Source organism: Gardnerella phocaeensis, assembly GCF_048545075.1.
Taxonomy (GTDB): Bacteria; Actinomycetota; Actinomycetes; order Actinomycetales; family Bifidobacteriaceae; genus Bifidobacterium; species Bifidobacterium vaginale_J.
The window spans coordinates 416,183-436,366 of the sequence record NZ_JBKQXS010000001.1; the positions used below are offsets into that span (position 1 = coordinate 416,183).

General features: G+C 45.0%; 10 protein-coding genes and 1 tRNA gene. All 11 read left to right on the top strand.

The window, feature by feature from the left end; genetic code table 11:
* Positions 1 to 68: 68 nt before the first annotated feature.
* Positions 69 to 842, top strand: coding sequence for a DUF4191 domain-containing protein (locus tag ACJV2T_RS01845; RefSeq protein ID WP_419399081.1), 774 nt, complete (start codon positions 69 to 71; stop codon positions 840 to 842).
* 586 nt (positions 843 to 1,428) lie between these two features.
* Positions 1,429 to 2,040 carry an ECF transporter S component gene (locus ACJV2T_RS01850; RefSeq protein ID WP_391496316.1) on the top strand — a complete coding sequence of 204 codons (612 nt, stop codon included), beginning with the start codon at positions 1,429 to 1,431 and terminating at the stop codon, positions 2,038 to 2,040.
* A gap of 79 nt (positions 2,041 to 2,119) precedes the next feature.
* Positions 2,120 to 5,065, top strand: a complete 2,946-nt coding sequence (locus tag ACJV2T_RS01855; protein WP_419398973.1) for an ATP-binding cassette domain-containing protein — start codon at positions 2,120 to 2,122, stop codon at positions 5,063 to 5,065.
* A 983-nt stretch (positions 5,066 to 6,048) separates the two neighbouring features.
* Positions 6,049 to 6,121 (top strand) — tRNA-Arg (locus ACJV2T_RS01860).
* 415 nt (positions 6,122 to 6,536) lie between these two features.
* Positions 6,537 to 6,791, top strand: coding sequence for a DUF4160 domain-containing protein (locus ACJV2T_RS01865; RefSeq protein WP_165844139.1), 255 nt, complete (start codon positions 6,537 to 6,539; stop codon positions 6,789 to 6,791).
* Between the two features lie 247 nt (positions 6,792 to 7,038).
* Positions 7,039 to 7,479: a helix-turn-helix domain-containing protein gene (locus ACJV2T_RS01870; protein ID WP_415683382.1), complete on the top strand. Its 441-nt coding sequence runs from the start codon at positions 7,039 to 7,041 to the stop codon at positions 7,477 to 7,479.
* 642 nt (positions 7,480 to 8,121) lie between these two features.
* Complete coding sequence (locus ACJV2T_RS01875) at positions 8,122 to 9,177, top strand: ORF6N domain-containing protein (RefSeq protein WP_419398974.1); 1,056 nt, start codon at positions 8,122 to 8,124, stop codon at positions 9,175 to 9,177.
* Between the two features lie 722 nt (positions 9,178 to 9,899).
* A complete protein-coding gene (locus tag ACJV2T_RS01880; RefSeq protein ID WP_419398975.1) occupies positions 9,900 to 14,942 on the top strand; it encodes a Rib/alpha-like domain-containing protein in 5,043 nt (1,680 codons plus the stop codon).
* Positions 14,943 to 15,227: 285 nt separating this feature from the next.
* On the top strand, positions 15,228 to 16,934 hold the full coding sequence (locus tag ACJV2T_RS01885; RefSeq protein ID WP_419398976.1) for a SpaH/EbpB family LPXTG-anchored major pilin: 1,707 nt from the start codon (positions 15,228 to 15,230) through the stop codon (positions 16,932 to 16,934).
* Positions 16,935 to 17,356: 422 nt separating this feature from the next.
* The gene (locus ACJV2T_RS01890) at positions 17,357 to 17,908 is read left to right on the top strand and encodes a hypothetical protein (RefSeq protein ID WP_419398977.1); all 552 of its coding nucleotides are present in this window, start codon (positions 17,357 to 17,359) and stop codon (positions 17,906 to 17,908) included.
* Positions 17,909 to 18,583: 675 nt separating this feature from the next.
* Positions 18,584 to 19,711 carry a class C sortase gene (locus tag ACJV2T_RS01895; RefSeq protein WP_419398978.1) on the top strand — a complete coding sequence of 376 codons (1,128 nt, stop codon included), beginning with the start codon at positions 18,584 to 18,586 and terminating at the stop codon, positions 19,709 to 19,711.
* Positions 19,712 to 20,184: the final 473 nt, after the last annotated feature.

Genomic DNA, 20,184 nt, shown 5'->3' on the forward strand with positions numbered 1-20,184 from the left:
GTAAACGCATGGCACAAGATAAAGCACAAAGCAAATCGCAAGGCGCATCTCAGGGCGCGACGCAAGGCATGAAGCAGCCTAAGAAAAAGCAGGGCATGTTCTCGCAGATCATACGTATTTATAAGTACACGCATTCTGACGATAAGCAGCTGCCTTTGTTCCTGTCTTGCGCGTTTGCTGCGCCGATTTTGGTTGCTGTAATTCTTGGAATTGTATCTCGTTGGTCCATTTTGATGTGGATTATGATGCTTATTACAGCGGCGATGCTTGGTTTGCTGCTGTTTACTGTTGTGCTTACGAAGCGCGCAGATAAAGTTGGTTACGCAAAGTTGGAAGGTCGCCCGGGTGCGGCTGCCGGCATTATTTCTGCGATTAATAAGGGCGGCTTTACTTTTCCGCAGCAGCCTGTGTGGGTGGATGCGCGCACGAAGGATGCGCTTTGGCGCGGCACTGGTTTTAACGGAATTTTCCTCGTTGGTGAGGGTAATTACGAGCGTTTAATGCATGCTATGGATCGACAGGAGCACGCTATTAAAAGCGTTACTGCCGGATCTAATATACCTGTATACCGTATTGCTGTTGGTAATGGCGAAAATCAGGTGAAGCTTAAAGAATTGCGCGGAAAGGTGTTGCGCTCGAAGACGCTACAGCCTGTGAAGCACAAGTTCTCGTTGTTCGATAAAATTCATCCGAACCGCCGATTCTTCCTTACTAAGACGGAGCTTGCGATTTTGAATGAGCGTTTGCGCACGTTGCAAAGCAAGAGTGGATTTGGCATTCCGAAGGGCATCGATCCAACGCGTCCGCAGCGTATCAGCCGTCGTGCAATGCGCGGTAAGTAAATTATTCTTGCGACGGATTGGCGACAGTTACTTTACGTAAATGTGAAGGAACTGTCGCTTTTTGATGAGATTTCGACATTTTCTGTACGTGGCTGTAAAGTTTTGGTCGGAATCTGGCTGGGAAGCGGCATAAACTGTACACCGCTGTAAAGTTTTGGTCGGATTTTCTTGCGCTCGCGGCATAAATTTTACACGTCTGCACAGTTTCTGCCGTTTTTTAGCGCGTAGGCGACTTTTTCTTTACATGCGCGTAAAGTTTCTGCCGGGATTGCGCACGTAGGCGGCATAAACTGTACACCGCTGTAAAGGAACTGTCGTGCGTAAACAATTAGTCTCGTTGCTGCGTGCGTCTACGCGCTGCCGTACAATCGTCAATCGACACGGGTGCTCTGTGTTCTCGCTTATGTAAGCGTGAACATTCAGAGCTGAGAGAAAACCGCTTGAACGTGAATCCGGGTAATACCGGCGCACGGAGGTCTGTTTTTCCCGTGCCTGGAGAGGTTGTTGCAAGGTTTCGTTGTAACGCAAGGTATTGCATTGCGCACAATGTAACGCATTGCAACACGTAACAAGAAAGGCACATTTTATGTCAGAAGAATTAAAAGAGAAAGCTAAGATTAATTGGCGCTGGACCGTCGCTGATATTACTGTTACGGTAGTTATTGGCGTTGCTTCCGGTGTAATTTTCTGGCTTGGCTATTTTACTCATCATTTCCTCGATGTTCCATTTGCTGCAGTTCCTGGTTTGAATTGCTTGTACTATGGTTTGTTCTATTTCCCTGCCTGCTTGGCTGCGCTTATTGTTCGCAAGCCTGGAGCTGCGTTCTTAGGCGAGTTTGTTGCTGCACTTACCGAATTTCTTATTGGTACCAGCTGGGGTGCAACTGGAGTTTTGATTCCAGGTTTAGTTCAGGGTATTTTTGGTGAGATTATTTTCCTCTTCTTCCTATATCGCGTTTGGAATGTTTGGGTTGCTACTCTTGATGGTGCGTTCACGGCATTTGGTGGCACTGTGATTTCCTACATTCTTTGGGGTGAAGGTGCGTCAATCTTTAGCAATTACATGATTATCAGCACAATTTCTGGACTCATCTCTGGTGCGATTATTTCGGGCTTGTTGATGTGGTATTTGTATAAGGCAATTTGCTCAACTGGCGCGTTGGATCGTTTTGCATCTGGTCGCGTAGCTCGTGCTTAGTTGCAAATTTGCTAAATAGCGAAATTAAAAATTAAATATATTAAAAATTAAAATCTATCATTGCCATAAAGGATTTACTATGCCTGATGCTACTCAATCGCAAGAATCTGAAACTTTCCTTCCAACAGATTTAAGTGATCGCAAGAGTATCAGCAACGCTAGTAACGCTAGTGATTCTAGTAATAACGTTAGTAACGCTACTAACGCAAGTAACGCTGAACTTCGTTTTGAAAACTGGGGTTATCGTCATGCTTCCCGTCGCGCTTTTGCTGTGCGCGGGTTGGACCTCACGATTAAGGCGGGGCAGCGCGTGTTGCTGCTTGGCGCATCAGGCATAGGTAAGTCCACGATTTTAAGCGGCGCGGCAGGTCTTATTGGCAATGATTTTGTGGCGAAAAATAGCGAAGATAGCGCGAAAGATAGCTCGAAAGATAGCGCAAAAAACAGCGCAAATAGCGTAGAAAATAGCGAAAACAGCGCAAATAGCGCAAAATCCCAGCAAACCACTCTCGTCGAAGATGCCGATGGTGGCGTGAGCGAGGGTTGCGTTTTGGTTGACGGCGTGCCGGTTCGACGTGCGCGCGGTCGTGTTGGTTTGGTTTTGCAAGATCCGGATGCACAGGCGATTTTCCAGCGTTTGGGGGATAACGTTGCGTTTGGTCCGGAAAATATGAACGTTCCGCGAGGCGAGATTTGGGATCGCGTGCGCAAAAGTCTTAAAGAAGTTGGGTTGGATGGCTTGCAATTGCATCGCTCGACTTCGCATTTAAGCGGCGGTCAGATGCAGCGTTTGGCGCTTGCTGGCGCGCTCGCTATGCAGCCGAGTGTGCTGCTTTTGGATGAGCCGACTGCGAATTTGGATCCGGATGGCACGCAGCAGATTGTGGGTGCTGTGCGCGCGGTTTTGGATTCGACGCATGCCACGATGGTGCTTGTGGAGCATCACGCGGAGCCGTGGATAGAAATGATCGACCGCGTGGTTGTTCTTGGGCTTGAGAATGATGAAGCTGCGAACAAAAAAGCTGCGAACGAAAAAACTGCGAACAACGAAACTTCTCGCGACGAAACATCTAACGACGAAAGCGTTCACAGCGAAACCGTTCACGACGACGATATTGCGCGCGCGGCTTCTTCGCGCACGGTGATTGTGGCGGACGGTACGCCAGACGAGGTGTTTAATCGCACTGATTTGGACTTTGAGGATCTTGGAATCTGGCTTCCTGAGCGTTACAAGCGCAACGCAAAGTCTTCCGAAAAATCTTCCGTAACTACAAAATCTTCCGGAAATGCGGAATCTCCTGAAAATTCTTCCGCAAGTAATTCTTCCGCAAGTAAATCTTCCGAAAGTAATTCTTCCGCAAACGCGAAATCTTCTGAAAAATATTACGAAAACTGCGATCCAGCAGAAGGCTACGGAGAAGTGCTACTTTCCACGAAAGACCTCGCAATCAGCCATAATAGCGAGCCGATTGCGCGTCACATCAATCTTGAGTTTAGAGCCGGGCAGATTACGGCTTTGGTCGGCTCGAACGGTGCTGGAAAGTCAACGCTTTCGCTCACTTTGGCTGGTCTTTTGCCGGCAGTAAGCGGTGAGGTTGTGGCGAGTGATGCTCTTGCTCAAGGCGCGAACGGCACGGATCCAATGAAGTGGAAGTCGCCTGATTTGGCGAAGCGCATTTCGTACGTTTTTCAGAATCCGGAGCATCAGTTTGCGTGCGGTTCGGTGTTGGATGAGGTTATGTTGGGGCCGCTTCGCACGGGTGTTTCGCCGGATGAGGCGCGCGCGAAGGCTCAGGAGTTGCTGAAGCGATTCCGTTTGGCGCGCTATGCGAACGCGAATCCATACACGCTTTCGGGAGGCGAAAAGCGCCGTCTGACTGTTGCGGCGTCGCTTGCTGCGGCTCCGCGTGTGTTGATTTTGGATGAGCCAACTTTTGGGCAGGACCGCAAAACTTGGTTGCAAATTATTCGCTTGATTGCAAGCCTTCGCAGCGAGGGTGTGAGCATTATTGTGGTGACGCACGACCGTGAGCTGGTTGAGGCGTTGGGTGCGCGCTTGGTTGAGCTTGTGCCGGATGCGAAAGCTGAAGATGCTGGTTCTGGAGCGAGTGCTGCTGAAGTGAGTACTGCTGAAGCTGCTGAAGTGGAATCTACCGAAGCGAAATCTTCCGAAGCGCTTTCCGCAACTACCGGCGCAACAGACATTTCGCGTATCAAAGTGAGCGCTGTAAACAATCGCGACGAGGAAGCGAAACTTTCAAGCAAATCGCCACTTCTCGCGTCAATTAATCCAGTATTTCGCATTTTTGGAGCGTTCGCGGCTTCGATTCCGCTGCTTTTTACGCTTGATTGCGTTTCTGCTTCGGCCGCGTTGCTGTTGGAATTTGTGATTTTTGCGTGCATTAAGCTTCCGCCATGGCGTGTGATTCGCCTTTCGTGGCCTGTGTGGGTGGGCGCGCCGACTTCCGCGCTCACTGTGTTGCTATACGGCAAAAGTGGCGGAAATACTTGGTTCCAGTGGTGGCTGATGCATGCTACGGATCGTTCAGCTATGCTGGCTGTTGCAACTTCGCTTAGGATTTTGGCGATTGGTGTGCCGTCGATTGTGATGGTGATTGGGCTTGATGCTACGGATTTGGCGGATGCTTTCAGTCAGGTGCTACATTTGCCGGATCGATTCGTGTACGGCGGTTTGGCTGGAATTAGGCTGTTTGGCGTGCTGCAGGATGATTGGGCGGCGCTGACTGCGTCGAGGCGTTCGCGCGGTTTGGGTGATGAGCATCGCGTGAGGGCGTTCTTCCCGCAGTCGTTTGCGTTGCTTGTGCTTTCGATTCGACGTTCGACGACGCTCGCTACTGCTATGGAAGCGCGCGGTTTTGGGGGAGTTGGTGCGCGTTCGCACGCTCGCGTGAGTCGTGTGCGTGCGCGCGACTGGTGGATTTTTGCTGTGTGCGCGATTGTGCCTTCGGTTGCTGTTGCGGCTGCGCTTTACTTCGGCGCCTTTGCCTTCCTCGGCGGTGCGTGAGTTTTTCTGTTCGCGCGATGGCTGTTTTTGCTGTGTGCGCGATGGCTGCTTTTGATAGCAGCTTTTGCTAGCGGCTTTTGCTAGCGGCTTTTGCTAGCGGCTTTTGCTAGCGGCGCGTTATTTCCTTTACTCCGCTGTAAAGTTTCTGCCGCTTTTTGCCGCGTAGCCGACCGAAACTTTACACCTCTGCACAGTTTCTGTCGCCATTCCGTCATTTCGCGACCTTTACTTTACTCCGCTGTACAGTTTCTGTCGCTTCTTCCGGCTCCGCACTTTCTGTCCGTGCCTTCTGTCCGCATTCGTGTACAGTTTCTGCCGCTTTTTGGCGCGTATCCGGCTTTTTCTTTACTCCGCTGTAAAGTTTCTGCCGCCTTTTGGCGCGTACTCGACCGAAACTTTACTCCCGTGTAAACTTTCTGCCGCTTTTTGCCGCGTAGCCGGCTTTTTCTTTACACCTCTGCACAGTTTCTGTCGCTTCTTCCTGCTCCGCACTTTCTGTTCGCTCCGCTGTAAACTTTCTGCCGTTTTATCGCGCGTAGTCGACTTTTTCTTTACACGGCTGCACAGTTTCTGTCGCTTTTTGTCTCGCATCCCCGGTCACAATCTAGTTTCTAAAGCACAACCATACTAACCTGCCCTGCCTTCGTCTTTATTTACGAAGGCAGACCTCGCTTGCGTTGAAAGCACACTGTGCTTTCAACCCTGAGCAAGCTCGGCGCTCCGAGTTGCTTTCGCGCGCTACGCTCTAAGCGCGAAAGCAGGTCGTCAGCGCACACAACCACAACCAAATTCCCAATGTGCCCACATGTGAGTCTGCCCTGCCTTCGTCTTTATTTACGAAGGCAGACCTCGCTTGCGTTGAAAGCACACTGTGCTTTCAACCCTAAGCAAGCTCGGCGCTCCGAGTTGCTTTCGCGCGCGCTGTGCTGCGCTCAAGCAGGTCGTCTCGCATCCTCACTAGCGTGTATACTTTCTCGAGTTGCGGGCTTGTAGCTCAGTGGATAGAGCGTCTGCCTCCGGAGCAGAAGGTCGTGGGTTCGAATCCCATTAAGCCCACTTTTGATTTTCTTGCGTATTGCGCTCGCGACATAAACTTTACATGGCTGCACAGTTTCTGCCGGGATTGTGCGCGTAGGCGGCATAAATTTTACACCACTGTAAAGTTTTGGTCGGATTTTGGCTGGGAAGCGGCATAAACTGCGCGCGGCTGTAAAGTTTTGGTCGGAATTTGGCTGGGAAGCGGCATAAACTGTGCGCTGTTGAGTAGTTTTGGTTGCGTCTCGCACCTCCCGTCTCGCACTTCGCCCTTAGCACCTAGCATCACGCACTAAACTTAGCAAGCACTATTTTCGCTTGTTGGCGTGCGTTAAATATCACTGTATCGTGATATAATTACCGGTATGATTTAATGCTTATAAAATAAATCAGAAAGAAACTAGAAATAAATCAGAAAAAGAAAGAGGGGGTGAATGTGCCTGTAATTTCAAGGTTTTATGGGATTGTTATACGAATGTATTTTGCCAGCGCAGAACATAATCCGCCGCATATTCATGCTATTTATGGCAATTATGTTGCTGCTCTAGATATTCAGTTATGCAAAGTCATTGATGGATATTTGCCAAAGCGCGCAGAGTGCATGGTGATTGAGTGGATAAAATTTCACAAAGATGAGTTGATTACTATGTGGAACACTCAAGAATTTAAGAAAATAGAACCGCTGAGTTAATACGCTAGTACGCTAGTACGTTTAAGTTTTTAAGCGCTTTAAGCAGATTAATCAGAAGAATTAGTGCATTAGCGCGTTAGTAGGGTAGCGCGTTAGTAGTGTTGGCAAAGACTGAGCGTTTTGCAATAGCGTTTTGCAATAGCGTTTTGCAATAGCGTTTTGCAATAGTGAGTTTTTGCAATAGTGAGTTTTTGTAATAGTGAGTTTTTGTAATAGTGAGTTTTGCAAATGTGACAAAGGAGAGATTATGAAGTTTCATAAGATTAAAGATGTAAAAGCGTGCGCAAATATGCGTCTTCGTGTGCAGTTTGTAAACGGAACTTTTAAAGAATACAATGTGCGTAATCTGCTGAGCAAGTTTCCAACGTTTAAAGCGTTGGAAGATCCAGAGTTGTTTAATAAAGTTGTTGTAGATGTTGGCGGATATGGCATTGTTTGGAATGATGATTTAGATGTTTCGTGCGACGAGTTGTGGAACAATGGTAAGCAGATTAAAACGCCGTTTGACAATTTAATGTCTTTTGCGGACGCGAGCGATTTGTGGAATTTAAGCGAGTCGACTCTTAGAAAAGCGGTGTTGTATAAGAAGCTTATTAAGGGCGTTGATGCGCAAAAGTACGGCAAGCAGTGGGTTGTTACTCGTAGCGCAATGGTTAGAGAGTATGGGAATCAGGTTGGTGCTGATTGAGTTGTGTTCGCACCTTCTGTCCGCATTCGTGCACAGTTTCTGCCGGGATTGCGCGCGTAGGCGGCTTTTCTTTTACACGGCTGCACAGTTTTTGCCGGATTAAGGCGCGTAGGCGGCATTTCCTTTACATAGCAGCACAGTTTCTGCCGTTTTAGCGCGAGTAGGCGACCATTTCTTTACGCCGCTGTAAAGTTTTGGTCGGAATTTGGCTGGGAAGCGGCATAAACTGCGCGTGTGTGTAAAGTTTTTGTCGCTTTTTGGCGCGTAGCCGGCTTTTCCTTTACGCCGCTGCACAGTTTTGGTCGGAATTTGGCTGGGAAGCGGCATAAACTGCGCGCGGTTGAGTCGTTTCAGTCGCGCCTGTATACTCGTTGCTTTTCCTGTAGTGTTTTGTAGAATAGTTGCATATGCGCTGATGCGTTTAAACGATGCGTTTATATGTGATTTGCGTGATTTTAGTAATCGTGATTTTAGTAACTTAGTGATTTGTTTCTGTGATTTTTTTTTTCTGTGATTTTGCAGTGTTACTTGTGATTTGTTTCTGTGATTTGTTGCATTACTTGCGATTTATGGGTCTTGTGTTAGAAGTTACGTTTTTGTTGCGCTGCGCTAGGTTTTACATACATTTTTAGGAGGTGTTTTATGGTAGAGCAGAATAAAAATTTAATTATCGCGAACGCTAGAAGTGTGCCAGCTAAAGCGCTTATAGATGCTAGAAGCGTACCATCTAAGACGCTTATAGATGCTAAAACGATAAAAGAGAAGATCTATAACATTCGCAATCAAAAAGTCATGCTTGACGCGGATTTAGCTGAAATATATGGATACAGTACAAGAGCGTTCAATCAACAAGTAAAAAATAACATAGAAAAGTTTGATGATGATTTTATGTTTCAATTAAACAAATCTGAGTTGGTATATTTGCAATCAAATTTTTTGACCGCAAATATTAGTTCTAAAAGCAGGTCACTTCCATATGCTTTTACTGAGCAAGGTGTTTATATGCTCATGACGGTGTTAAGAGGCGGACTTGCCATAATTCAGTCGAAAGCGCTTATTAGAACCTTTAAGCAAATGAAGGATTATATTGTTGAAAATAAGGATTTTATTGGTGCGAATGAGTTAGCGCAGCTGGCGATTCAAACGAATCAGAATACTAAGGATATAGCGGAAATAAAATCTCAAATGGCAACGAAGGAAGATTTTAATAAGGTAATGGATAATTTTATTAATCCAGATTCGTATAAACATTTTCTTCTTATGGACGGCAATAAAATAGAAGCGGATCTTGCGTATTGCAAAATATATAAGTCAGCTAAGAAAAGCATTTACGTTGTTGATAATTATATTGGTCTTAAAACGTTGGAACTCTTGCGGTTTGCTGGTGAAGGGGTGGGAATAGTAGTTTTTAGTGATAATTCTAGGAATAAGAATATGCTTACGGAAAGCATGTTGGGAGATTTTGTAAGCGATTATCCTGGTGTTGATTTGAAGTTTAAGACTGCTGGCAGAAAGTATCACGATAGGTATGTGGTTATAGATTATGGAACTGATGATGAGGCTGTTTACGTCTGTGGCGCTTCGTCGAAAGATGCTGGCGGCAAAATTTCGACTATTACGCGGATAGAGTCTTTGAATTTGCGCTTGTATCATGCGATGTTTGATGAGTTGCTGAAGAATCCTGAGTTGGAGTTTTAGGGTTTTGTGTACGCGACGACCTGCTTGAGCGCTGCACAGTATATATAGCAGCACGGTATATAGTGACGAATTGCACACAGTATATATATAGAGACGAAATATACGGCAGCACAGCATGCAGCGACGAATCGCTGCGCAGCACACGGCAATCGCAGCACGCAGCGCACAGCCAGCGCAGCACACAGCCAGCACAGCATACAGTAGCGAATCTCACACAACACACAGCGACGAAGTGCGCGCACATAGACAGCACAGCATATAGCGGTGCGATGCATGCGCTATAACAACATGTAGTGCTTTGGGTTGGGGAAGTGAGCAGTTTTTAGACACGCCGAAGACGCGATTTCGTCGTTTTTGCGTCGGAAATTATTCATTATAAATGCGTTTTGCAGTAGATTTTTTAGCGAGATTCGTGAATTATAGAAATTTTTTATATGTGCGATTATAACTCGTGTTTTACTTGAAATCATTCATGGGGGGGGGGTATAACTGTTAGAGGTTTTCAGCAAATATGCTTGCATATGGGGCATACAGGTATGTTATACTGGCTATCTGTGCTTGGCTCAGTTAGTTGCATTCGTAGTAGCGAGTGCGCAAGGTTTTTGATTTGCCATACATCGGCATCGTATGCAGGCTGAGTGTTTGAAGCTTAACACTTAGAGAGTTGGAATTTGAGATATACTGCGGCTTGTGCAGCAGTTGAGGATTAGGAAGGCGAGAAAATGTTACCAGCAAAGTTCCGTGGATTCGCATCACGCGTGGGTCGTCTTGCGTCGCGCGCTTTGGCTTGGCATAAGACCAGCGAGCGCGATGGCGCCACCGCTCGCACTTCCGGCAACGTCACCATCGCTCGCACCGCTCACACTTCTCGCACCTTCCGTCGCGCGCTCTTCGCAATGCTCGTATCAGCCGCCACGCTTTTCGCGACTTTTGTTGTGCTGCCTGTAAAAGAAGCTAACGCAACTCAGGCTTGGTGGGATTACGCTGGCAATGGATATTTTACTGATGGTGACTATTGGGTTGGTGATGCTGTTCGTGATGTTTCTATTAGCTATCCTAATATTCAATACAATCAGTGGGATAGTGATTATGGCAAAAGTGGAACTAAAATCAGTTGGGATATTACCTTCAATGCGAATGGTATGGGATTAAATTCTTTATCTTTCAATGTGCCTCCTAAAGGAAATGCAAAGTCAGATGGTTCGCCGTGGGATGGTAGGCCAGATTTGACAGTTTTTCTTCCAAAAGGTCTTAGGGATGGTGATGCTTCGCATCAAAGTTCAGTTCGCGTAACTCGCACTGCTATTAAGAGAAAATTTGTATATAATGAAAAAGAAAAAAAGGGCCATTGGGAATTTGAAAGAGAAGTAAAATATAATAGTCAAAGACCAAGTGAATTTACTAATATTGCTAAGCATAATTATACCTACGCTGATGGCGATTATTATTTTAATGAGGCTTGGAAATACTCGTTAGGTAGAGAAAAACTTGGTAAAAGCGATGATGCTACCTGTGGAGACCCCGAAATTAGAAAGAAATACGGTTTTTGTGAGATTCGCAAGTGGCGAGGCAATCCGAATAATTCGAATGATCCCAGCAATAAATTTGGTCGCGTATTTCTTGATTGGGCTCAGGGTGATACAACTTTCTCTTATGAGTGGCATATAGAAGCATTTGTTGAAGATGGTGTTAATCCAGAAACCTTACCTATTATTGCTGGTTGGGATTCTAATAAAACTGGTGTAGGTGCAGGTTATTGGGGGAATAGTGAACGTAACAAGTGGGCTGCTATGGGTCCATTTGATACTGATGGTGATGGTATTCCTGATTACGTTGAGCATCAAGTAAAAATGAATCCTACAAATGGTGATGAGATCTCATACCCTCAATACAATAGTTCGGATGATAAAAAGTATGGGCAAGATAATATTCCTATTACTACATATCATCGCCCTGTTACAGTGAAACCGTTTGCAAGAACCGGTGAGTGGGGAGGTGATTCTTCGCATGGCAGTTTTGAATACGATGGTGGTACGACTACTAATTTGCCTACCAATCTTGGCATAAAATATGAGCTTACCAACAAAATTCCTAATGGTGTAAAAGTAGTTAGTTCTCCATCTAAGATGCCTGAAGGCTCTGTGTATATTGATAGCAGAACTGGTCATGTAACTTATAACCCTAGAAAAGAAGATAAGGGTAAAGTTCTTGAATTTGGTACAAAAATTACTTATCCTGATCCTTCTCGATACCCGTATAACTGTAAGTATTATGATCGCGGCTCTTTCGTTACGGAGCAGCACCCAACTAAAATCAAGGTTGTTTCGCAAGCCTCGCTGTACAACCCTGTTTACACTCCAGTTGATTTGACAGAAAAAACCGGTGACGATCAGGCTCGTGTAATGCCAATTGTTTACGCATCTGTTAAGAGCGTGCGTGATAATTCTAAGAAGAATGCGGATATTATTCAGACTGGTGATCTCCCTAACGATGCTACTTTTGAGCTTAAGCAGTATGTAAGTGGTAATAATAGGAGCGATCCTTTTCTTGATTGGAGCAGTATTGAGAATAAGGATTTACATAGCGGCAAAGTTCGTTTTTATTCCAACAAGTGGAGAGAAGGCGGTCAGTATCATTCACCAGTGATAGTGACTTATGCTGACGGATCTAAATCTACAGATTCAGATGCTGGTAATGCTGATAAGAGTGGCGATTTCAAAAAAAGCGTTATTTACGCTACTGTTAACGTAAAACGTCCAAATCCTTCAAATCCTTACATTGTTATGAATATTCATAATGGTGTAGGCGGTAATAATTTAGGAGATAATGGAACAGTTTACGCTGATATAAATTCTCCGCTTAATCCAGGCTTGTGGATTGATTCGTGGTCTAGATATAAAACTGGTCAAATTTCTTTGAAATCCTTGTGCTGGAAGGAAACTATAGGCAAGGGCGGTAAAGTAGAAAAGAAGGATTACACCTTTAGTAATGTCGGAGAAGATAGTACTAACTCTTTTAGCGGATTAACTTTTAAGCAAACTGAGAAATGGGCTCATGCTAGTGACAAAGATCAGCAGTGCTGGATTAATGGTAAATCTTGCAACCGTCAGAGCCAATTATACGATGATGACCAATACACTATTGAGCGTTCTCGTGGAGAAATTAAAGGAAGTCCTAATAAGGGTGGTAAGTACGTTTGCCGAGTATTTGCGTTGAGCGATGGCAGCGATGCTAAGAAAAAATTCGACGATTTTGTAAAAGCAAACAAACATGATTTTACTTTGCCAGTTAATAGTAAAAATATTGAATGGGTTTCTAAAGACGTTAATATTGTTATTCGTTCACTAGCGCATAAGTATAACCCACGTTACACAAAGGTTGAAGTGCAAGCTGGCGGTAAAGCAAAGTCTGATGCTCCAGAAAGCCATCGTGGTGCTAACGGTGTAAATAAAGACGATAGCAGTCAGAATGATTTGGTGAAGGATGGTACTTCTTTGCCAAAAGGCACATGGTTTGAGCTTAAAAAGTACTCTAAGCATAAGAAATCAGAAGATAAGCTTTACTGGTCTAATTTCGAAGGAAAAGACAGTAATAAAAAGAAGGATGATAATAAGCCAGAAGATACTGATACTGACACTAAGTATGGTCAAGTTACTTTTACGCCGCTTAAAACTACTCCTACTATTGACTATCTTGTTCCTGTAATTGTACATTATTCAGACGGTTCAACTTCAGAAGATGATGATTCTGGTAACAGAGGTATGCCAGTGTACGCTCCTGTGAGCGTGGTAAGTAAGCCAGTTACAGGAAAAGACTTGAAGTTAAATGTTTACTCAGATAGGCAATTGAGCAGACATATTTCTGATAATGATAGTGAAGGTATGCGTTTCCGTAAAGATGAAGTGTTAGGCGACGCTACTGGTAACACTAAGCCAATGTTCTTTGACTCATGGTCAAGTACTAAGCAAGGCAAAATCTATCAGCATATGCTTTGTTACGAGATAAACCAGAAAACTGGCGCGCGTGAAAATTATAAGTTTGATGAAGTTAATGGTTTAAAGCTTGCTGGTAGAAAAGGCAACAAGGATAACGGAGACTTTGAAGATGGGAAGCCTTCTCAGTGGACTAGGTCAGAAAAGACGCGTCAGCAGTGCAATAAAGACAATAGTTGTAATAGTGATCTTTACCTTTATGGCGACGAGTATGACACGACTGAGCGTACTCGCGGTTGGTTGCATGGAACGGTTGCGAAAAATGGTGATTTTGTTTGCACCGTGTACGCTATTAAAGACCTTGAAAATAAAGGTAAACATGGTGGATTACAAACTAAGTTTGAAAAAGCTGTAAAAGGTTTTGTAAAGAATCAGTCTGGTAGGACTTTAGAAAGCGTTATTAATGGAGTTTTGACTAATAAGGAAGATAGTAAAAATCCTCAAAACAATACTATGAGGCATGTTGATTGGGAGTCTGTAACATTCCCAATTCATGTGCATAGTGACGCTCACTATTACAACCCAAAGTATGTTCCTGTTACTGTAAAAGCGGGCAATAAGGTTACTACCGAAAAACCTAAAAGTGTTAAGCCAGAAACTGGTGTAACGGCTGGTGGTATTACAGATTCAGGTCAAATGTATAAGGATATGAAGGTTGGTGACTTGCCACAAGGCACCAAATTCAAACTTAAGCAATATACAAATGACGATAAACATAAAGTCATTCCATGGTCATTTATGAAAGAGTCTTCTGGAATTGGTTATAGCAACTCCGGCGAGGTGACCTTCTATCCAGATGTGACCATTAGTGCTAAAGATTATGAGACTCCAGTGGTTGTTACATACCCTGATGGTTCAACGTCGGAAGATGAGGATGCTGGAAATCAGGGCAAGCCTGTGTATGCGAAGGTTACAGTCAAAGGCTTAGATCAAAGTAATCTTCTGCTTAAATTGTACAAAGATAAGGATCCGCAAACTGGCGAGCCGATGAATGGTGAGTTGAAAGATAGGCTGTATGTTATGAATGGCATATCGTTGCTTAGAAAGCCGTTCATTCGCACTTGGAGTTTGACTAGCAAGAATAAGCTTAACCTTCGTATGCTGTGCCACAAAGATGGTGCAAGTGGTAATTGGACCAGCGATGAAAATCAAAGTGTTGTTTATATTCCTGGCAATGGTAGTAGGTCTACTCAATGGAGCTTTGCTAACGAAGCACAGCAAATGAATTGTCGCGAACGAGGGAATTGCAATGCTGCACATACACTTTATGGATTCATTAATGACCAGAGTGATGTGAATAGTGTTAAGAACGCAATCGCTAGAACAGAAGATATTGTTGACGGCACTCCAAAACAAACTGGCGACTATAATTGCACAGTGTTTACGCTGGATGATGCTGCGCTGAAGAGATTCAATGCTCTTGCTTCCGATAATACGTTTATGAGCAATCCTTCTAATAAGGATGCTAGTAACTTAATGAGTAATAATTCTTTGAAGCAGGGAACCAATTGGGATAGACTCACGTTCAAGATTACTGTTGTCGACAAATTCTCGCTGCCAAAGACCGGCGGAATGAACTGGAACGTGCTGCTTGGTGCGTTTGCTGTGATTGGCACGGGCGTGATGGCGGCTGGGTTCTTCCTTGAGCAAACCAAGTGGGGGCGCGCGATGCTTGATGCGTTGCTGCGTAAGACACTGCTTAAAGATTTTATCTGCAAAACTGCCAAAAAGCTTCGCGCTTTAAGGCAACGTAGCGAAAGGTGGCGATGCTGATGAAAATTTTCTGCAGCTTAAAAACTGCAGTATCAACGTTCCATGTGCTGGCAATGGCATTACGCGTTACGTAGTGATGGTACACAGTGACGTTACACAGTGACGGTACTTATGCCGGAGCATGGTTCGGATTTAATCTTGCTGCGCGCGGCGCAAATCGTAGCCGCCGACAGAGTTCATGCGGCTTTGCGATGACTCCGCCGACCGTGCGCAACACAAAATAAAACAATAAACGTATTTTCCTCAAAACCTGCCCACAAGGGCACTGATATAAAGGAGAAGAAAGTGAATAAATTCACTAAACAATGCGTGGCGGCATTCGCCTCGCTCGCAATGGCTGGCACGCTGTGCGTCGCCGGCGCCGTGGTGGCAAACAACTCTGCTTGGGCTGATAGTACGCCAAGTGTTGATACTACTTTCAATACAAAAGGTGCAGCTGGTTTGACCACCGATTCGCAAGCTGGTGATTACAAATCAGCTCCATGGATGACTGATGCTCCAAAATCTGGTTCCATCACCATCTACAAGTGGAAGTCTGAAACCGATGGCAACGGTAACCAGAAGAAGGAAACTGCTGTTAAGGATGCTGAATTTACTATTAAGAAGGTTAAGTCTGTAAACAGCAAAGACCTTGATTTGACCAAGTATGACTCTTGGGTAGAGGTTGCTAAGGCAGCTGGTGATCTTAATAAGAATGCTGGTACTGTAGCTTTCGATGATACATTTGGTACAAATGGTAAATTAAGTGGCTCTACAAACGCTAATGGTGTTTTAAGGTTTAAGGATCTTCCACTTGGTTTGTATCAGATTCAGGAAACCAAGGCTCCTGCAGGTTATTCTGCTGCGGAAACTAAGCCATTCTATATGACTTTGCCAATGATTCAGCAGGTTACTACTGGTGGCAATAAAGAGACCAAGTACAACTATGCTCCGTTCGTTGATCCTAAGAACGTTGATATCGCTGATAGCGTTAAGAAGACTAAGGATACAACGAAGACTGTAGGTGCTGGAGATGAAATTTCCTACACCATTACTGCAGACCTCGATAAGGTTAAGGCTAAGTCTACTGATGCAAATCTTGTTGCAGATGAATTCAAGGGCTATAGCGTCTTCGATCTTGCGCCAGCTAATTACTTTGTAAGCTATGAGAATGTTGTAAAGACGGTTAAGGCAGGAGACACTACGCTTACACCGAATACAGATTACACAGTTGGAGCACCTACTGATGTTGAAGGTAAGAAGAAGATTGAAATTACGTTCACTGGTTCTGGTCGTAAAGCGCTCGCTACTGCCGCAAATGCAAGTGTTGGCAAGGCTGCAAAGGTAACTGTTGATTTGACGTTCAAACTTGCTGATACAGCTAAACTTGCTACGAACTCTGTTACCAATGAGGGTGGTATGGTGCCATCTCATGGTACCGGAACAACTCCAAGCGAAGTTAAGACTAAAACTAATCCAAAGGTAGATTTCGCTACATTCCAAATTAAGAAGGTTTCTTCTAAGGATGGCAGTGTATTGCCTGGCGCAAAGTTTATGTTGTTCGCAAAGAAGGATGAGGCTACAGCTTGCACCAATGCAATTAAGGCAGGCACAACTGGTGAGGACCTTAACAAAGTTTGCAAGGCGAAAGCTTCCGTTGGTTTTGGTGAGAAGGAAACTTCATCAGATAATGCTACGAAGGGCTTAACTGAAGCTTATTCCGTTAAGCGTGGTGAAGTATTCTATGCAGTGGAAACTGTTGCTCCAACTGGATACATTCGTAACCCTAATGTTCATGATATCACTGTTGATGCAAGTAAAACTACTGACACTTTCTCTGTTGAGAACCTTCCAGATTCAGGCAATGACGGTAAGAGCTGGCTCTTCAACCTTCCAAAGACCGGTGCTGCAGGCGTGATTATCTTCGCGTTGGCTGGCATGTGCTTGGTTGCTGTTGGCATGTTCATCTTCTTGCGCAACCGCAAGAAGGATGAAGAGCAGCAGGCTGCCTGATTCCAAGCAATTCTTAGGAATTGCAATCCGCTAGGCGATTGAGTTTAGGTGCGCATGTTGTTTGCGCGTCGGGACTTTAATCGCCTGGCTTATAACTGAAAACTTAGCAGGCTGCGCTGTGTTCGCGCTAGCCGGCGTGATGCGTGCGTTGCTCGCTTGTGATGCTCACTTGCGGCGTTTGCTGTGGCGTGTGCTGTGGCGCGATGCTTCGGCGTTTATTTCGGCGCGATGCGCGTTGTGTGCGTTTGTGGCGTTTCGCTGCGTGCGTTGTGCGATTGGAGTTTCGCGTTGCTTGCGTTGCTCGCTTGTGCTATGCGCGAGTATCCCTCTTCTTCGCACAGCGCAGTCTGCTGTATTCATTCTTTCCATTCAGAAAGAACATTAATCAATAACAATTAGCCCTTTACAGAGAAGAAGTTGCAATGTTAAACAAAAATGCGGATAAAGAAAAAATTTCTTGCATTGTAAAAAAAATTAGAAAATATCGTGTCAAGAAGATAAATCCAATCCTAGAGAATAAAGAATATACTGAAGAAGAAAAAAAAGAAAAATTAGTGGATCAACTTCGAACTGTAAGATTCAGTTATAATATATGGGATAGTTTCTCTTCAAAATTTGTTCTTTCGTTCCTTTTAGGACTTATTGGATTGTTAGTTGGGCAAGCGAAAAATATATCGGTTGATGGGAACGTTAATATTCTTAAAATATTTGGTATTGATTTTTGTAGTGTGAGTAATAGAATTGGGGATGTTGAACCTAATAAAGCAATTTTATTATTCATTGGTGGTTTCTTCCTAGTCATTCTATTATGTCAAGGGTTGTTCGTTTATGTAGCAAATATATATTATGAGGAAATGGAAGTTGTTAAAGCTGAACTTGAGAAAATAAATAATCTGGCTCAATCAAATCCTGAGAAAATAAGCATACGTATTTACAATCGTAACTTAGTGCGGCGTAGTAATTTCGGCAGGTAGTATTGCGCTAAGCTGAGTACCTGCAAGCGTCGCTTCTGAAGCTTTGCATCAATGCTTTGCAAACATTGCTAATGTAGCTTTGCATCAATGCTTTGCTAAGGTCGATTATGTAGCTTTGCAGTTGTGCTTCTGCTAACAATGATTACTTATTGATTAGTGAAGTTTAACAGTATTGCTCTGCAGACGTTGAGTATTTATCGCTTAGAGAACACTAGCGTCCGTGCTGCCGCACACACCACACCAGACGCACCTACCACACCAAAAACACTAGCGGTTTTACTAGTAGTGGGAGATAGGAATTGCTTGGTCGGAACAAATATTCGTGAGGTGAGATTTGAGATTTTTCGCACTGAGCGCGGCGAACGTCAGAGCCGCAGGCTGCTGATTCGCCAAGCGAAGAAGAAAAATCGAAAAATCTCTGCGATAAGATGAGGTTATTAATGGTTAGCACGCAGAGTTTGGGGGATTTCTCTACGAGCACTAAAAGAGGACTGAGAAGCTACATTCTTTAAAGAAAGGCGAACACACTAAACGCCTTTAACAGCCAGAGCGCACGAAGGACGGGACGTGCGAGGAGAGAAATCTCCCGAAACTCGCGCCACAGTAAAGAGAAACACACAAAACTCGCGCCGCATAAAATAAAATTACGTACATAAACATACAAACGGAGGAAGCATGAAATTAAACAGTGCCGTTACGAAAGTATATGCTTTCCTCAACAAAATCGCCCTCAATACGCCCATCGTAAGCAAGCTTTTCAAGAATCGCACTTCCGAAACTAGCGCTGCTGAAACTACCGTAATCGAAACCGTTACATCCGAAACTAATCCTGCAGATCAAAACTCTTCTACGCAACCTTCTGCAAGCAATCACAAATCCAATCACAAATCTAAGCAAAAATCTAAGCTCCGCCGCATCGTCGAGCCAATCGCATTCGTGCTGGCAGGCATTTTGTGCTTCAGTTACCCTGTTGTTTCAACGCTTTGGAATAATCGTGTGTCGAAGGAAATTTCTAACGCGTACGACAAGTATAACCACGATCAGGCTGGTGACGTGCGCCGCGCTCACATTCGTGCCGCGAAGCTTTACAATAAAACTCGCAAGAATATGCTTACCACGGATCCGTATAGTCCGGATGGTCAAAAGGACGTAACTAACACGCCTGAATACAAGCGTTATCTTAAGGCGCTTGAGGAGCCTATGGGTATTATCGGCATCGTAAAAATTCCGAAGATTGGTGTAAAACTTCCTATTTATCACGGTAGTTCGCAGGAAGTTTTGGCGCACGGCGCTGGTCATTTGTACGGCACGGATTTGCCGGTTGGCGGCAAGAACCGTCACACAGTTATTACCGCGCACACGGGTCTTGCGGATGCAACCATGTTCGACGATTTGGTGAATTTGAAGAAGGGTGACTACTTCTACCTCGACGTGCAAGGCGAAACTTTGCGATACAAAGTGTTCCGCATCAACGTTGTGGATCCGCACGATATCAGTTTGTTGCAGCGCGAAAAGGGGCGCGACTTGGCGACGCTGCTAACGTGTACCCCGTATGGCGTGAACTCGCATAGGCTTTTGGTGACGGGGTATCGTGTGCTGCCGGACCCTGTGAAGCCACCGGAGGACCACGTGCAATGGCCGCTTTGGATGACGCTATTTGTGATTGCAATGGTGTTCTCATTGATTGTTTTGTCCACGATGATTGTTGCTGCAACGTCTAAGCGAGGGCGACAGTTCGACATTCGCGGCAAGCATTTGCTGGTACTTTCGCGCAAAATGCTGCGTAAATTGCGCCGCGAGTAACGCGACGACTGTGCGGTGAGCGCAGTATTGTGCGCGAAAAAACGACCAAAACTTTACAGCGGCGCGCAGTTTATGCCGCTTACGTGAGTAATACCGGCAGAAACTTTACGTGCGTGTAAAGAAAAAGTCGGTTGCGTGCGAAATACCGGCAGAAACTTTACAGCGGCGCGCAGTTTATGCCGCCTACGTGAGCAATACCGGCAGAAACTTTACAGCGGCGCGCAGTTTATGCCGCCTACGTGAGCAATACCGGCAGAAACTTTACAGCGGCGCGCAGTTTATGCCGCTTACGTGAGTAATACCGGCAGAAACTTTACGTGCGTGTAAAGAAAAAGTCGGTTGCGTGCGAAAAAACGGCAGAAACTTTACAGCGGCGCGCAGTTTATGCCGCTTCCCAACTAGATTCCAACCAAAACTTTACGCGCGCGCTAAATCGCAGCGCTCAAGCAAATCGTCGCGCTCGCTGTATGCTC

Coding starts and splice junctions, on each gene's coding strand:
- ACJV2T_RS01850 (WP_391496316.1), top strand. CDS start 1,429: ATGTCAGAAGAATTAAAAGAGAAAGCTAAGATTAATTGGCGCTGGACC.
- ACJV2T_RS01880 (WP_419398975.1), top strand. CDS start 9,900: ATGTTACCAGCAAAGTTCCGTGGATTCGCATCACGCGTGGGTCGTCTT.
- ACJV2T_RS01895 (WP_419398978.1), top strand. CDS start 18,584: ATGAAATTAAACAGTGCCGTTACGAAAGTATATGCTTTCCTCAACAAA.
- ACJV2T_RS01845 (WP_419399081.1), top strand. CDS start 69: ATGAAGCAGCCTAAGAAAAAGCAGGGCATGTTCTCGCAGATCATACGT.
- ACJV2T_RS01855 (WP_419398973.1), top strand. CDS start 2,120: ATGCCTGATGCTACTCAATCGCAAGAATCTGAAACTTTCCTTCCAACA.
- ACJV2T_RS01875 (WP_419398974.1), top strand. CDS start 8,122: ATGGTAGAGCAGAATAAAAATTTAATTATCGCGAACGCTAGAAGTGTG.
- ACJV2T_RS01870 (WP_415683382.1), top strand. CDS start 7,039: ATGAAGTTTCATAAGATTAAAGATGTAAAAGCGTGCGCAAATATGCGT.
- ACJV2T_RS01890 (WP_419398977.1), top strand. CDS start 17,357: ATGTTAAACAAAAATGCGGATAAAGAAAAAATTTCTTGCATTGTAAAA.